At 53.6% G+C, this 15,143-nt stretch carries 13 protein-coding genes; 1 reads left to right on the top strand and 12 read right to left on the bottom strand.

The genetic code is table 11. The annotated features are described in order from the left end of the window. The first annotated feature begins 47 nt into the window (after nt 1-47). Nucleotides 48-2,435, top strand: coding sequence for a beta-propeller domain-containing protein (locus Psch_RS13620; protein WP_190258473.1), 2,388 nt, complete (start codon nt 48-50; stop codon nt 2,433-2,435). A gap of 61 nt (nt 2,436-2,496) precedes the next feature. On the opposite strand, the gene Psch_RS13625 is transcribed toward Psch_RS13620, so the two are convergent. The 12 genes from Psch_RS13625 to Psch_RS13680 all read right to left on the bottom strand — a co-directional run bounded on the left by Psch_RS13625 (nt 2,497) and on the right by Psch_RS13680 (nt 14,977). Then, nucleotides 2,497-3,759 (bottom strand): radical SAM/SPASM domain-containing protein, encoded by a 1,263-nt coding sequence (locus Psch_RS13625; RefSeq protein ID WP_190258474.1) that lies wholly within the window; start codon nt 3,757-3,759, stop codon nt 2,497-2,499. A gap of 2 nt (nt 3,760-3,761) precedes the next feature. Continuing rightward, the gene (locus tag Psch_RS13630) at nt 3,762-4,673 is read right to left on the bottom strand and encodes an LSm family protein (RefSeq protein WP_190258475.1); all 912 of its coding nucleotides are present in this window, start codon (nt 4,671-4,673) and stop codon (nt 3,762-3,764) included. Between the two features lie 329 nt (nt 4,674-5,002). Then, a complete protein-coding gene (locus Psch_RS13635; RefSeq protein WP_190258476.1) occupies nt 5,003-6,328 on the bottom strand; it encodes an AAA family ATPase in 1,326 nt (441 codons plus the stop codon). Nucleotides 6,329-6,466: 138 nt separating this feature from the next. Further along, nucleotides 6,467-6,592 (bottom strand): RCKP-type rubredoxin-like domain-containing protein, encoded by a 126-nt coding sequence (locus tag Psch_RS13640; RefSeq protein WP_190258477.1) that lies wholly within the window; start codon nt 6,590-6,592, stop codon nt 6,467-6,469. Further along, on the bottom strand, nt 6,592-7,257 hold the full coding sequence (gene rpe, locus Psch_RS13645; RefSeq protein WP_190258478.1) for a ribulose-phosphate 3-epimerase: 666 nt from the start codon (nt 7,255-7,257) through the stop codon (nt 6,592-6,594). The genes Psch_RS13640 and rpe overlap by 1 nt, the downstream gene beginning before the upstream one ends. Nucleotides 7,258-7,259: 2 nt before the next feature. Beyond that, nucleotides 7,260-8,168, bottom strand: coding sequence for a ribosome small subunit-dependent GTPase A (rsgA, locus tag Psch_RS13650; protein WP_243124116.1), 909 nt, complete (start codon nt 8,166-8,168; stop codon nt 7,260-7,262). After that, on the bottom strand, nt 8,137-10,026 hold the full coding sequence (pknB, locus tag Psch_RS13655) for a Stk1 family PASTA domain-containing Ser/Thr kinase (RefSeq protein WP_190258479.1): 1,890 nt from the start codon (nt 10,024-10,026) through the stop codon (nt 8,137-8,139). Before pknB ends, rsgA begins: the two co-directional genes overlap by 32 nt. Nucleotides 10,027-10,217: 191 nt before the next feature. After that, nucleotides 10,218-11,612 carry a peptidoglycan D,D-transpeptidase FtsI family protein gene (locus Psch_RS13660; RefSeq protein ID WP_190258480.1) on the bottom strand — a complete coding sequence of 465 codons (1,395 nt, stop codon included), beginning with the start codon at nt 11,610-11,612 and terminating at the stop codon, nt 10,218-10,220. Then, entirely contained in the window at nt 11,609-12,925 is a 1,317-nt protein-coding gene (locus tag Psch_RS13665) for an FtsW/RodA/SpoVE family cell cycle protein (RefSeq protein ID WP_190258481.1), read from the bottom strand. The genes Psch_RS13660 and Psch_RS13665 overlap by 4 nt, the downstream gene beginning before the upstream one ends. A 99-nt stretch (nt 12,926-13,024) precedes the next feature. Beyond that, on the bottom strand, nt 13,025-13,738 hold the full coding sequence (locus Psch_RS13670) for a Stp1/IreP family PP2C-type Ser/Thr phosphatase (RefSeq protein ID WP_190258482.1): 714 nt from the start codon (nt 13,736-13,738) through the stop codon (nt 13,025-13,027). After that, nucleotides 13,716-14,213: an FHA domain-containing protein gene (locus tag Psch_RS13675; protein WP_190258483.1), complete on the bottom strand. Its 498-nt coding sequence runs from the start codon at nt 14,211-14,213 to the stop codon at nt 13,716-13,718. Before Psch_RS13675 ends, Psch_RS13670 begins: the two co-directional genes overlap by 23 nt. A 2-nt stretch (nt 14,214-14,215) precedes the next feature. Further along, entirely contained in the window at nt 14,216-14,977 is a 762-nt protein-coding gene (locus tag Psch_RS13680) for an FHA domain-containing protein (RefSeq protein ID WP_190258484.1), read from the bottom strand. Between the last annotated feature and the right edge of the window lie 166 nt (nt 14,978-15,143).

The following is a 15,143-nucleotide window of genomic DNA, read 5'->3' on the forward strand; positions in this document are numbered from 1 at the left end:
GCGCCCGTTGTCTAACAGATAAAACCATTTAAAGTGAGGTTCTTTTCATGAAAAAACTGTTACCTGTCGGAGTCCTGGTCCTGGCCCTCACTGCGGCAATCATATTAAACCAGCAGCGGGGCGCAAGCGCGGCGCCGGACCATAACGCCAGCTTTGTGGTTAATCAGGCGACATTCATAGCAGACGGGCAGGCCAGAGCAATGGACGTAGTTCCCTTTGTTGAGGGCAACCGCACTTACGTCCCGGCGCGCTACCTGGCCTACGCCCTGGGTATCCCGGAGAACGGTGTCATTTGGGACGCTCTTAACCAATCAGCAACCCTCACTTCCACAGATGGGAAAACAATCATCATTACCGTTGGACGGGCGGTCCTGACCGTGGACGGCAGTGAACAGGCTATAGATGCGCCTCCCCTCCTCAAGGAAGGGCGGATATTTCTGCCGGTCAGATGGTTGGCGCAAGCCCTGGGGTATGAGGTGGGTTGGGATGAGGCCACCTCGACCGTTCTGGTGGGTCCGCCCGGCAGTATAGCGCATAAACCGGCTAATGAAGCCGCGCCTCTACCCTCCATAGGCTCCTACGAAAACTTAAAAGACCTGCTGGCAAATGCACAGTCACGCAGCGGAGGCTTTTACAACGAAGTTCTTGTTGATCAGGCCCTCACGTTAAGGGCGCCGCAGTCTGCCAACCAAAAAGCTGAATCTTCGGCAACCGGGGCCGCCGCCCCGCAGTCTGACGCCGATTATTCTAAAACCAATATTCAGGTTGAGGGTGTGGACGAAGCGGATATCGTCAAAACCGACGGAGTCTACATCTACCAGGTTAACCGGGAGCGGGTAGTGGTCACCAGGGCGCAGCCCGCCGCAGATATGACGGTGGCCGGCACCCTCGACTTTACCGGCAAGGACTTTTCTCCCCTGGAGATGTATGTGGATGCAAAATACCTGGTGGTGATCGGGACCACCCACAGCCAGGTGTACGAGCCCATGTATAAGGATGAAAGACAGAAAAGAATCGGGATTATGCCCCCTTACTCCCGGAATACGGTCAAGGCTATCATTTACAACATCGAGGATAAGTCCGGTATTAAACAACTGCGCGAACTGGAGCTGAACGGCAGCTACATATCCTCGCGCAAGATCGGGTCATCCTTTTACCTGGTCACCAACCAGCACCTCTATTATTCCCCGGGGAGTGAAATTGAAAACCCCAGGCCTTTATACCGCGACACAGCGGTAAAGGACAGCTTCATCGAAATCGACTATCCCAACATAAAATGCTTTCCTGATTTCATCCAGCCAGGTTACCTGCTCGTGGCCGGGATCAATTTGGACCAACCGGATCAGGAAGCCAGTGTCTCCAGTTACCTGGGTTCCGGCGATAATATCTACGCCTCCACCGCAAACCTCTACGTCGCGGTGACCGGATACCGGCAATTTAAAGAAGCAGACCAGGAACTGCTGCCGGCGCCCTATAGCAGCAATGTCACCAGAATTTACAGGTTTACGCTCAGTGAAGGCCGGGTGAGCTACGCGGCTAAAGGAGAGGCGCCGGGCCATATCCTGAACCAGTTTTCCATGGATGAGCACCTCGGCAATTTCAGGATCGCCACTACCCAGGGTGATATTTGGCGGACCGACCAATATACCTCCCGTAACAATGTCTTCATCATGGATGAAAACCTTAACATTACCGGCAGGCTGGAAAACATCGCGCCCGGTGAAAAGATTTATTCCGCAAGGTTTATCGGTGATCGCGGGTACCTGGTAACTTTCAAAACCGTAGACCCGTTCTTTGTGCTGGATTTAAAAGATCCGGGCAACCCCGCCATCCTCGGCGCCCTGAAGATACCGGGCTATAGTGACTACCTCCACCCGTACGACGAAAACCACGTCATCGGATTCGGCAAGGACACGGTCGAGCTAAGCGGCGGCAACGCTTTCAGCGCAGACGAGAGCATGGCGTTCTACACAGGCATGAAAATGGCGCTTTTTGATGTGACCGATGTCAATAACCCGGTTGAGATGTTCAGGGAAACAATCGGAGACAGGGGCACGGACTCCGAGCTCCTGCACAACCATAAAGCGCTGTTGTTTGACAAAGACAAAAACCTGCTGGCTTTCCCGGTCAGGGTGATGGTTGTGGACGATAGCCAGGCGGCGCCTGACAGCGCAATACCCCAGTACGGGACCTTCGCCTTCCAGGGGGCGTATGTTTACAACCTGGATTTGACCCACGGCTTTTCCATGAAAGGGAAGATTACCCACCTTTCTGCGGAAGACTACCTTAAAGCAGGCAATTACTGGTATGACAGCGACAAGAACGTTGCACGCATCCTCTATATCAATGACGACCTTTACACGTTATCCAACAGTTATATCGCGGCGAACCGGCTGGATGACCTTCAGGAGATAAAACGGCTTGAGATTAAATAACAGCATAGCTTTCGTTTATAGAGAACAAGCGCCGGGGTTAATCACCCCCGGCGCTTGCAACTTAAAATTTGCCGCCTGACAAATAACTCTGGGCACCCATGCGTATCATTTTTGACAGCCTCTTGGTTTCCTGGCAAACCACCCAGAACAGACAGTTTTCCTCGGATGCGGTAAAATGGTCACCGGTCTGCTCAAAGTTTACGGCGTAGCAACCCCCGCTGCATTTCCTTGTACACTGCTTACAGTGCCTCGGCTGCCTGGTGATTGGATTGCGAAAAGGTTCCAGCATATTAACATCAACACCGGTATTGACATTGCCGGCTATATATTTACCTTCCGCACTGGTCAATCCCAGCAGTTTTGAACAGGGACTTACATCCCCGTTGGGCGCCACGGCCAATGAGGTACTGCCGGCACGGCAGCCCCACCCTGTGTACTCATTCTCATCCTTTTCAAATTCCTCTATAAATATGGGGATTCCCCTGTGTTTTAACTCATGGTAGTCCCTAAGTATATCTACGAGGTTAAGCCCGTACTGCCTGATCTGCTCTTTACTCCAGCACATTGCGCCCTGAGCCGGAGCAATAATAAACTGGTTGACACCCAAACCCACCAACTGCTTGAAATCGTCTCTCATATCGCTTATGGCCTCGGTGCTGACAGTCATCCTCACACCAAGCCAGGGCTGGTACATTTTTATGAGCGGTATCATTTCAGCGATTTTATGCCATGTACCCTTGCCGCTCTTCGTCCTGCGGTAGCGGTCGTGGGTTTTTTCCCCACCGTCCATGCTTAAAAGCATGTTGATTTTATTTATGGCAAAATATTTTAGGATTTCTTCGTTGATCAGCGTCCCGTTGGTGGTAACGGACCAGGTGACAGTAAGGCTGCGCTTTCCCGCAGCCGCCTGGGCATAGGGTACAATTTGTTTAATTAAATCAAACTCCAGGAGGGGCTCGCCGCCGATTAATGTTATGTTTACCGCCGGAAATGCCGCCCGCTCCAGCAGGAGGTCAATTGCATTTTTAGCTGTAGTCAGGGTCATTCTTTCCAGGGGGTCTTTTTCATGAATAAAGCAATAGGCGCAGGTTAAGTTGCAATTAAAGGTCAAATTCAACTCAATAGCAGCCAGGCCAAGTTTTCTCTTGGCCAGTTCTTTCTCCACAATATTGACGAGTTTTCCGGCATCCTCCGGTCCTATGAAAAATTTTGCCTGCAAAACCCCGGTTAAATCCAGGGGAGAGTAAACCGGATTTGTTCCGGTGTACTCTCCGATAAAGTCAACGATATGGTTTAACCAACCGCCCCGGCTTTTTTTACTCATAACTATTCCTTGTGATCTTTATTTTGCTTATGCACAGCAAAGTCAGCAGGCGGCAGGGGCGGTTCCTGAGACTTTGTTCCTGTCATTGGCGCCACACCTATAAACTGCTGGCCCGGGCAAACAAATCCGCCTGGAACGCCGCATTGCGAACCGCCGAAGACAAAGGGACTGCAGGGCTGCCCAAATACGAAAGGACTGCACGGCTGTCCGAACTGGAAGGGACCGCAGGGTAGTCCGAATTGGAAGGGACCACACGGCTGCCCGAATTGGAAGGGGCCGCAGGGCTGCCCGAACTGGAAGGGGCCACAGAAGAAGATGGGACATGCTCCGCCACCGGATGGGAAACTAGGCACATAGCTGCCCGGGCAGGCAAACGAGAAAGTACAGGTATCCGGGGGCCTGCAGATATAGCTCCTGGCGCAGGAGAAACCGGGGAAGCCGGTGCAGGCGATCTCAGCTTTAGGCGCTTCACCGGCATACGTTTGCCCGCTTCCCTGCGGCCCTGCAAAGCCGTAGAACTGTGCGCTCCCACAACCAAAGGTAATGGGGCACTGAGAACCTCCCTGGGAGGGCGCGTAGCCGCCCGGGCAGCCAAAGGCGCTTGTGCAGAAATCCGGCGGCCTGCAGATGTACGATTGCCGGCAGTTGAATTGGAAACCGGAACAGGCGATTTGAACCTGAAGTTTATCCTTTAGCTGTTGGGCTAATTGCTCCATATCCTCCCCGGTTAAAGATCGCTTCAAAGTGTCCCAGATAATTTGAACAGCGCTGACAGGGATGATCCCGACTCCCTCTTCTGTTTCCATACGTAATAAAGTTTCATCTACTGCTACAATGGTCCCGCCTATTATTCTTCCGTTAACCAGTTCAAGAACAATTTTTTTCCCTTGACTGGCTTTCAATTGTTCCAACAAGTTGAGCCACTCCTTCAAATAAATTCATCCTTCTGCCAGAATATGTTTGCAGCTATGATTTGGTGTAGGATAGTCGCCATGCCGGCAGCGGCGCCACGTATCATGAAAACACCAGCGATTTAGGTGCGATTTTAATCGCACACGGCGCGCCAGCGCCAAACTCGTGTGGCTAATGTCATATTTGCGCAAATGAATTCGCACCCACATTTTTGGGATATCGCTCCATATGCTTAACACATTTTCAGAGTTGGATGGATTACTATTGCATTGTTTTAAGTGCAAAAAAAATACACCCGGTGGGTGTGTAATCAAATACTATGGTTGCGTAATCAAATACTATGGTAAGGCTGCTCCTCATATTTGGACCGATCCTCACCGGTCTCAACAGCTTCACTGTTAAAACCGGCCCTTTCATAGTAGGCGGCCAGCGCAGGGACCTGGACCACTGCCATTTCCGGGTAACGGAGCGCCGTAAGTTTGCCGCCCAATACGCAACCCTGGTCAATGTCTATGGTATTGTTCACAAACACCGCCTCAGGCACGGGGGTATGCCCGTAGACAACCAGAGCATCCCCCGAGTAATCCCCGGCCCAGTCTCGCCTGACCGGAAGGCCTTCGTCCGTGACCTCCCCGGTGGTATCTCCGAAGAAACAGAAGTTTTTCACCCGTTCCGTGACCTTCCCAATCATTTCTTCTGTGATACCCCCGTGCGACACCACGAGTTTACCATTATCAAGAACCAGGTACGGAGGAGCCTGGCGGTACAGGGAGAGGAAGTTTTCCTTCAAATGCCGCCTTTCATCCTCCGGCAGTTCTTTTATTTCAGCTACTGTTTTTTCCAGGCCGTGGGCAACCTTGATGTTTCTTCCTTCCAGAAAGCGAGCAAGTTTCCGGCAGTGATTGCCCGGCACATAGAGGGCGCTGCCGGCGTCGACCATGGCCTTCACCAGCCAGAAGCATTTCAGGCTGTGCGGCCCTCGGTCGGTCAGGTCACCCAGAAACACAATCCTGCGGCCTGCCGGGTGAAAAAAACGGCCGAAACGCCTGAGATAACCCAGTTTACCCAGGAGCATAATCAGTTCATCATAGCAGCCGTGCAGATCTCCAATCAAGTCAAAAGGCCCCGGATAAGTTACCTCAAAGCTTCGTATATCCACCTTGAAATCAGGGTCCTGCAGGTCCTCCCAGGAAAGCGTTAAGACCTGGTTAAAGCCTTCTTCCTCCGCTGTTTGCAGAGTTCTGCCAAGCTGCCTGCTCATAGCTCCGATCACCTTGCGGGGCACTTGCCGCTGCCGGCCCGCATTGCATTCCAGACAGACCGGCTCAGGAGTATTGAATATCAGGAGCGCCACGTGGAATTTGTATTTTCTGCCTATGGCCAGGAGTTCACTGCGGGCCCGCCGGGTCAAGGCGGTGGAGTCAGCGACCGTTAAGCGCCCGAGAGCCAGGCGGTATTCAATGAGAGAGCGGAAGAGTTTGAACGCCTCTTTAGAGGCGGAGATATTTGTCTCATCATCGCTGACGAGAAGTCGACAGCGGTCGGAGGATACTACAGCCGTCTCCTCAAAGTGGCTCAAGGCAAAAGTAGATTTACCGCAACCCGGCGGCCCGCTTAAAACCAGGAGGGTGTTGTTTGGTATAGATATGGACGGCATCTTATGCAGCCTCCCCTTATATGCCTTAAGTTTTGCCTAAAGTCCGCAAGTCTATCCAAAAAGGAAGCAAGGGGACGGTTCTCCTGCTTCCAAAGCAATGCTTTGGAAGCAGGAGAACCGTCCCCTTGCTTCCCGAACTTAACCTTTTTTTGGGGCGGCTTCCTTGACCAGCTTGTCCTTTTCGGCGCCGCAGCTTTTACATTTGGCGGGCTTACACCTTGCCTCCAGGATAGCGCCGCACGCAGCGCATTTAAAAACTGCCATCAGAGTTCACCACCTTCCGCTGCTCTTCTAATCTCTTTGATCGACCGCGCTATGTCTCTCCCGCCGAATACGGCTGAACCGGCCACCAGCACAGTAGCCCCGGCTTTGACCACAGCCGCTGCCGTTTCGCGGTTAATGCCCCCGTCCACCTGGATTTCGGCGGCCAGGCCGCGCTCCTCCAGCATCTTTTTGACGGCCCGTATTTTTGGCAGCACCTCGGGTATAAAGGTCTGTCCGCCAAAACCCGGGTTTACCGTCATCAATAAAACCAGGTCAACCAGCGGCAGGATATATTCAATGGCTGAGGGAGGAGTGGCCGGATTCAAGGCTATACCGGCAAGAGCGCCTTGACCCTTGATCAAAGACAGCGTCCGGTGGAGATGCGTTCCTGTCTCCGCGTGGACGGTGACCAGGTCCGCCCCGGCCTTGATAAAGTCTCCTATATAAAGGTCCGGGTTCTCAATCATCAGGTGCGCGTCCAGGCACATCTTTACTTTTGGCCGCAAAGCTTTAACTACCAGCGGCCCGATCGAAATATTGGGCACGAAATGACCGTCCATAACGTCAATGTGCAGGTACTCCGCCCCGGCTTCCTGCGCTTCCAGCACGTCTGCCAGCAGCGCTGTGAAATCGGCGGACAAAATAGAAGGGGCCAGCTTTACCACGCTTAGTATCTCCTCCTTTCCTTTAAATCATTTAAAAACTCCAGGTACTGCAGGTAACGCGACTGCTGGATGGCGCCGGCATCAACGGCCTTTTTAACCGCACAGCCGGGCTCCTGGTCATGCAGGCACCCGGTGAAGTAGCACTCCCCCTGCAATTGGGCTATTTCCGGAAAATGACCCGCCAGGTCCTCCAGCTTCATATCAGGTAAATCAAGGCTGGAAAAACCCGGTGTATCAACCACCAGACCCCCTGCAGGCAGGCTAATCAATTCCACATGCCGGGTTGTGTGTTTTCCTCTTTTGGTCTTATCGCTGATGGTCCCTGTTTTAAGCCTGAGGCCTGGTATTAGAGCGTTAAGCAGGGTGGACTTGCCGACTCCGGACGGCCCGGCAAAAACCGAAACCCTGTTCTGGAGCGCCTGAAGCAACTCGTTTAAACCATCACCGGTTTTGGCGCTGGTCACCAGGACACGAAAAAGATGCCCATACCTGGCAACAAACTCAAGCTGGGTATCCCCGCCAAGGTCTGATTTGTTAAAACAGAGTATGGGTTCTATATGGTTAACCGAAGCGGCGATGAGAAAACGATCTACCAGACCCGGGTTGGGCTCGGGCTCTCTGAGGGCAAAGACCATCACGGCCTGGTCGACGTTGGCTACCGGCGGCCGCACCAAAGCGTTGGTCCGGGGCAGCACTTTCTCAACCACTCCGGCCCGCCCGTGGCGCGGGGTCAATTCTACCCGGTCACCCACCAGCACCTGCTGTTTCTCGTGGCGGAAACGCCCCCTGAGCGAGCACTCCCACTCTGTTTCACCGGCAAGGACGTAATAGAAACCACCGTAGGCTTTGACAACTATTCCTTCCATCATTCTGCCGCTGCTATTCAATTGTTTTCTTGGAAAACGGCTCATTATCGATATACACCTGGACCTCCGCTTTTCCGTAGCACTGAATATCTCTAACGACTTTTTTCCCCGGTTGCTCGGTATCGACGTAGACAGTGCTGCTTCCTCTGACGTCATTGACCACGATTTTAACCTCATGGGTTTTATCGTCATCCGGAACTCTGAATTCCACCCTGTACGTGCGCGGGGATGGGCCAGGCCCGTTGCTGACAGTTACCTGGACCGTGGAGCCTTCTACCACAGCTGTACCTTTGTCCGGGCTCTGGCTGATAATCTGCCCCTCCATGTAGGCAGCACTGGAAGCCTTGGTAAAATTGTCGTCCAGCTTTAGCTTTACTTTATCCAGTGCCGACCGGGCCTGTTCGACGGTCATGCCTGCCAGGCCGGGCACCTGAATGTCGGACGGCTGTGGTCCTTTGCTTACATACAGGGTAACCCCGGAGCCTCTGGACAGTTTGGTGTTGGGTTCGGGGTCCTGGTCCATCACCACCCCCTCCGGGTATTCGTCGGAATAGCGTTCCTGCTGGGGTTCGGCAACATTGAGCTCATTTTGACTGATTTTGATTCTGGCATCGCTTACAGAGTACCCTACAACATCAGGGACAGTCCTGACTTCCGGACCCTGGCTGACCGTAAGGGTTACGGTACGGGTAACCTTGACGCTTGTTTGCGCGGGAGGGTCCTGGGAAATCACCCGGCCCGCCTGTACGGTCGGGTGGGCGCTCAAGGTAATCTGAATATTTTTTTCTTTTATACCCTTGGCCAGGAGTTCGCTCTTCGCCTCTTCCTGGGTCATTCCTTCCACCGCGGGCATTGGAATCTCCGGAACATTTATATAAAGCTGAAAGGCGGCAACTCCTGCAGCCAGTAATCCCAGGGCCACCAGCGCCGCCCACAACCAGGCCGTACGGCGTCTGCCCGGATTATTCTGTTCGGGCGCCGGCGCAGCGGAAGCGGGTTGGGGAGATAAGTTTCCTCTGGTTATTGTCGGGATCACTCTGGTGGCAAATTCATCGTCTGTATCAGCTTTGACCGCCTTTTGGAAAACCGGTTTAGCTACCTTATCCAGATCCAGGGACAGCTGCCTCGCCGTCTCATAGCGCTCCACCGAATTTTTAGCCATTGCCCGCGCAATGATGCTTTCAAGCATCGGTGAAACTGCCGGGTTAAGGCTGGAAGGGCGGGGCGGAGCCTCCCGGATATGTTTGAGGGCTACGCCGATGGGCGTTTCTCCCTCAAAAGGAAGTGCGCCGGTAACCATTTCATATAATACTATACCCAAAGAATAGATATCGGAACGGGGACCCGCGGTTTCTCCCCGTGCCTGCTCAGGAGAGATGTAATGGACTGATCCTACGATAGTGTCGGTTTGGGTCAGTGTGGCGGTTGTCGCCTCCTTGGCAATACCAAAATCAGTCAGCTTGGCCCGCCCTTCCCTGGTGATCAAGATATTCTGGGGCTTTATGTCCCGGTGCACAATATTGTTTTCATGGGCATGCTGGAGGGCGTCACTAATCTGCCGGGCAATTTCCACCGCCCGCTCCGTCTGGATTGTACCCTGCGCCCTGATTAAATTCTTCAGGTTGTCTCCTTCAATATACTCAATGACCAGGTAGTGGACCTTGTCCTCCAAGCCAACGTCGTAAATACTCACTATGTTCGGGTGGGAAAGACTGGCAATGGCTTGGGCCTCCCTGCGAAACCGTTGAATGAAATCCTCATCGCAAGTGAATTCAGGCCGGAGAACTTTGATGGAAACCAGGCGGTTCAATAAGGTATCCCGTCCCTTATAAATGATAGCCATACCACCGCCGCCCAACTGTTCCAGGATTTCATACCGGTTCCCCAATAGTGTCCCGATCAATCTATTCACCCCTAATTCATTATGTAAAGAGTCCTGTGCCCATTGATCCGGTTATGCGATGCGCCATTATGCATTCTGATGTAATCTTACCACGACTCCCGCCAAAGCAGAAGGCTGTTGCTATTTTAACTTAAAGCTCTTGGAGACAATCTCTGTTTTACGAAACAGTCCTCTTTTCTCCAGCCGGCTTGCTAGTAGCCGGCCGCCACGGCGGCCGCAAGGAGACTTCCCGCCACAGGCGCGGCCACTGCGCCGCCCGGACCGGCATTTTCCAATATTACCGCCACTGCCAATCTCGGCTGGTCAGACGGGGCAAAACCGATAAACCAGGCGTGTGTTTGTCCCTGGGGGTTTTGGGCGGAGCCGGTCTTGCCGGCCACCTGCATGCCGGAAACAGCCGCGGCCTGGGCAGTACCGTTTTTGACCGCGCTTGTCATCCCGGCTTTAATTTTTTCCGCTATCTCCGGGGTGGTCGCAGTCAACCAGGTTCGCGCCACTTGCTGCTTTACCGTTGTTCCCAGAGAATCTTTGACTGTATCGACCAGATAGGGCTGCATGATGATACCCCTGTTGGCTATGGCCGCGGCAGAAAGCGCCATCTGCAGCGGGCTTACCAGTACTTCCCCCTGGCCGATGGCGCTGCTGGCCAGTTCGGTGGGGGTCATCGCCCCGGCGGCGGCCATTGTCCCGGCACGGGCGGGAATACCTACCGGAGGCTCCTGGAGCAATCCGAAAGCTTTGACAGCCCTTTGAAGACCTTCCGCCCCGGCTATTAAACCGAGCTGGGCAAAAGTTGTGTTGCAGGAAACAGCAAGCGCTCTGGTCAAGTCAACCTCGCCGTGCGCGGCTGTATCATCGAGCTTGAAGCCGTTCACCACCAGATAGCCGGGGCAGTCAAACCTTTTTTCAGCCAGGCTCAGGTCGGTCGCCAGCGCTGCAGCCGCGGTAATGATTTTAAAAGTCGATCCGGGCGGATAGGCGCCCTGGGTTGCTCTGTTGATAAGGGGCGCCTGGGGATCCTGCAGCAGCTGGGGCCAGATATCTTCCAGGCGGTTGGGGTCGTAGCTGGGGCTCGAAGCCATCACCCGCACTGCCCCGGTCCTGGGATCCAGCAGTACCACTGCTCCCCGCCGGCCGCCCAGCATATCCATGGCCAGCTTTTGCAGGGCTGAATCCACCGTCAGGGTAACGTCGCCGCCCAGCTGTTCCCTGCCTAAAAGCCTGTTGAGCAGGTTTCTGAAACGGTCGGCGCCTTCCATACCCAGAAGGTTGCGATCGTAAGCTGATTCGAGCCCGGCACGGCCGTAACGTTCATTAATGTACCCGATAACCTGAGCCGTGTTTTGACCGGCCGGGTAGACCCGCCTGTTCTTACTCTGGCTGTAATCGCTTTTGGCCAGGGCTATCCCTTTGGTGTCATAAATTGTGCCCCTTTTTACCTGGGCCTCGTATTCCTGATAGCGGCGGTTGTAAGGGTTGTCCGCCAGAGCAGGCCCCCTGTACAACTGCATATAGGATAGATATATCACCAGAACCGCCAACAGCCCCAGCAACAGGTAACCCAGTTTTAAAATATTTTGTTTCATAGGCGCATTTCTGCCTCGTGAGATATGTTTAACAATAGTCCCAGCAGGATAAAGTTGGCAACCAGGGAACTGCCGCCGTAGCTCATATAAGGGAGGGTTACCCCGGTAAGCGGCAGCATTTTGGTCACCCCCGCCAGAATGATAAAAGCCTGCAGGCCCAGGAGCGCGGTCAGTCCCGCAGCCGCCAGGGAAGCAAAATCGTCTTTGGTCTTAAGAGCAATTTTAATCCCGCGGTAAACAAAAATCATAAAAAGTATAATGACGCTCACACCGCCGGCCAGTCCCATTTCTTCGCATATGGCAGCGAAAATGAAGTCGGTATGGACGGCAGGTATCAGGTTGGGGAAGCCCTGACCCAGGCCGGCGCCGATTACCCCACCTGAACCGATGGCAAAGATGGACTGGATAACCTGGTACCCGGTTGTGTCAATAAGGGGCCACGGGTTGAGCCAGATTTCAACCCTGGAACGCACGTGGTCAAAAAGAAAATAACTCGCCGACGCCCCCGTCAAAAAGAGCCCCATGCCAAAAACAGCGTAAACAATGCGGGAAGTGGCCACATAGACCATAGCCAAAAAAGTACCGAAATAGATCAGGGCTGTACCCAGGTCTTTCTGGAAAACCAGGAGCAAAAGCGATACTCCCCACATCACCACCAGCGGCGCCCATTCCTGCGGGCTTGGAATATTGAGCCAGCCCACACTCCTCGTGCCTGCGGCCAGAGCCTCCTTGTTTTCATCCAAAAAGCTGGCCAGGAAAAGGACTACCAGTATTTTGACAAACTCAGAAGGTTGGAACTGGAAGAGGCCGAAGTCCAGCCAGCTTTTGGCCCCGCCTTGCTCCCTGCCGAAAAATATGGGCAAAATCAGGGCCACCAGTCCCACCAGGGCATAGATATATTTATAGTCGCCAAGAAACCGGAAATCTTTTAGCAGCCTGGTGGTCAGCAGCAGCGCCAGCAGCGCGGCCAATAGCCATATAAACTGGCGTGTTCCATAGGCGGAGTTGAGCCGGAACAAAAAGACGAGACCTGTAGCTGAAAGAACCGCAGTTACCGGAAGTAAAAAGCAATCACCCTTAAAACCCGTAAAATGCCAATAGATATGCACCAGGAAAAAACCTGCGACCGTCGCCAACCCTGCTTGCAGCGCGATGCGGCCGGTCGCGCCGGGCATGGTCAGGAAAATCACCAGCATTCCGGCCAGGGTATAAACCCCGGTCAGGAAGAGCAGCTTTTGCTCGGCCTTGCGGCTCCCGAAAAGAGAGGCGGCATTGGACAACAAGCCCGGCCTGTCATGGTCCGCAGAATTCATGCAATACCTCCGTAAACATTAAATACGATGTTGATATCATTTTTTTGTAGGTCTTTTCGGCACAAATAACTTGGTATAATCTTGAATTATGACGTCCCACTACATTTCCAGCAGGATAACCGTTATATTATCCTTCCCCCCGGCGCCCAGCGCCTTATCCACAAGAACACGGGCAGCGGTATCCAGGTTGGGTGAAGTGCGGACGGTGAACATAATTTCTTCAGGGCGAAGGTGCCCTGTGAGCCCGTCTGTACAGAGCAGCAGCAGGTCGCCCGGGCCTACCTTGTGAAGATAAAGATCAACGGTTAAGGAAGGCGCAGTCCCTAAAGCCCTGGTCAGGACGTTGCGTTGCGGGTGCTGCAAGGCCTGTTCCTCCGTTAGCCCCCCGTTTTTGACCAATTCCCGCACCAGAGAATGGTCCTCGGTAAGCTGCGCGATCCGGCCTTCGCGTAACAGGTAGGCCCGGCTGTCTCCTACCTGGGCTATATAAATTACTTCCTCCCGCTTTAAGCAGGCCGTGAGCGTAGTGCCCATACCCGCCCACTGCTGGTTGCTGCCTGCCAGTTCAAATATCTTGCGGTTTGCTCCTTGAACTGCGTTAACCAGAGCATGCTGCGGGAATTCTCCGTTTTGCAGCCGCTTGCCAAGGTCCTGCTCCAACATTTGCAGCGCTGTGGCGCTCGCCACCTCACCGGCCAAATGACCACCCATCCCGTCGGCTACGGCAAAGAGGCCGATTTCCGGCGAAACACAAAGGCTGTCTTCATTAAGAGACCGGACCAGACCTCTATCAGTTAGCTGAGCCCACCTCATGTCCCCACCTCACAAACTGAAAAATAATGCCTCCGATTTTGATTATGTCTCCGTCGGCCAGCAGAGTAGGCTGGTCAATCTTAACCTCGTTTAAAAACGTGCCGTTGGTGCTTTGCAAGTCCTCAAGCCAGTACTGCTCTTCGTTAAAAAAGACCCTGGCGTGTCTGCTGGAAGCAAACGAATCCCTGATCAGGATATCACTGGCTTCCCCCCGGCCAAGCAGGTTTTGCCGGCCTAAGGGCAGGAAATCCCCCGGCCTGAAATCAGGGGAGGCGCTATCCTTTACAGCCAGCAGAGCGCCGCCACTGGCGGCATTGCCTACCCCTGCCGGCTGCCCGGTTTTTTGGCGCAGGCCGGAATAGTGGCGCCTGGTTTGTTGAAGGTCGCCAACCATCCATTTAACCAGCCTGAAGATGAACACCAGCAAGAACACCAGGAAAATGTAGCGCAAAGCCATAATCGCGATATTTAACAATGTTATTCCACCTTAAAGGAGCAGGTTGTTGTCCCAAGTATAACCGTATCACCCGGTTCCAGGACCTTTGTCCCGATCCTGACACCGTTAACCATGGTACCGTTGGTGCTTCCCAGGTCCACGATTGTATACCGCCCCCGGTGCAGTTCCAGCCTGGCATGGCGGCGGGATACACTGCTGTCGTTAAGGACGATGTCACAGCTTTCATGCCTTCCCAAGACAATAGAAGCCGCCTTAAGCTGAAAAACCTTTCCCCGGTCGGGCCCGTCATTCACCCGCAGGGACCCGCAGGCGGGTGATACTGCTTCCCCCCTGGAATATTCCTTGACCGGGCGAAAACGCTGGGTATGTTCGATAGGTTTCTCATCCGGGGCCGTATGCTCCTTTTCGGGAGGAGATTCACTGAATTCACCGGCTACCCGCAGTCCCCCGGCAGGCAGTGCCTGGTCCTGTTCAAATTTCACAGACGGCGGCCCGGTCAGCGTATATTTTTTTTCTGCCGCCTTCTTGGTAACATAGTCCCCGAGCTCTTTGGCCAGCAGCGAGCTAAAAGTGGCTATGTTTTCACAATCGGCGGGATGAAGAAAAACAGTGTACAGGTTTGGTACGTATATGTTTCTAATACTGACCCGCCGTGCGTCCCTCATCTCGCGCGCCAGTTTTTTGGCGATATCGACAGGTTGGACGCGGCCCCCAAAATTATCCTTAAAAAAACTATCAATGTATTTTTCCAGGCTTCCCTCCAAGCCGGAGAAAACCCCCATGACGCTCACCACTCCTTCAATACGCTAACAGCAGGTGCGAATTCCTTCGCACAGACCCCGCAGAGATGCAGTATATACAAGCATTGGTAGAAATCCCTTAAACTGCTTCGCAGTGCAAGTGCGATTGAAATCCGTGCTGGACCACACCAGCAACCGTACACATAAT

Source organism: Pelotomaculum schinkii, from assembly GCF_004369205.1.
GTDB lineage: Bacteria > Bacillota > Desulfotomaculia > Desulfotomaculales > Pelotomaculaceae > Pelotomaculum_C > Pelotomaculum_C schinkii.

Bases quoted from the DNA above. Each gene is read 5' to 3' on its own strand.
- Psch_RS13620 (WP_190258473.1), top strand. From the start codon at position 48: ATGAAAAAACTGTTACCTGTCGGAGTCCTGGTCCTGGCCCTCACTGCG.
- Psch_RS13625 (WP_190258474.1), bottom strand. From the start codon at position 3,759: ATGAGTAAAAAAAGCCGGGGCGGTTGGTTAAACCATATCGTTGACTTT.
- Psch_RS13635 (WP_190258476.1), bottom strand. From the start codon at position 6,328: ATGCCGTCCATATCTATACCAAACAACACCCTCCTGGTTTTAAGCGGG.
- Psch_RS13640 (WP_190258477.1), bottom strand. From the start codon at position 6,592: ATGGCAGTTTTTAAATGCGCTGCGTGCGGCGCTATCCTGGAGGCAAGG.
- rsgA (WP_243124116.1), bottom strand. From the start codon at position 8,168: ATGAGCCGTTTTCCAAGAAAACAATTGAATAGCAGCGGCAGAATGATG.
- Psch_RS13660 (WP_190258480.1), bottom strand. From the start codon at position 11,612: ATGAAACAAAATATTTTAAAACTGGGTTACCTGTTGCTGGGGCTGTTG.
- Psch_RS13665 (WP_190258481.1), bottom strand. From the start codon at position 12,925: ATGAATTCTGCGGACCATGACAGGCCGGGCTTGTTGTCCAATGCCGCC.
- Psch_RS13670 (WP_190258482.1), bottom strand. From the start codon at position 13,738: ATGAGGTGGGCTCAGCTAACTGATAGAGGTCTGGTCCGGTCTCTTAAT.
- Psch_RS13680 (WP_190258484.1), bottom strand. From the start codon at position 14,977: ATGGGGGTTTTCTCCGGCTTGGAGGGAAGCCTGGAAAAATACATTGAT.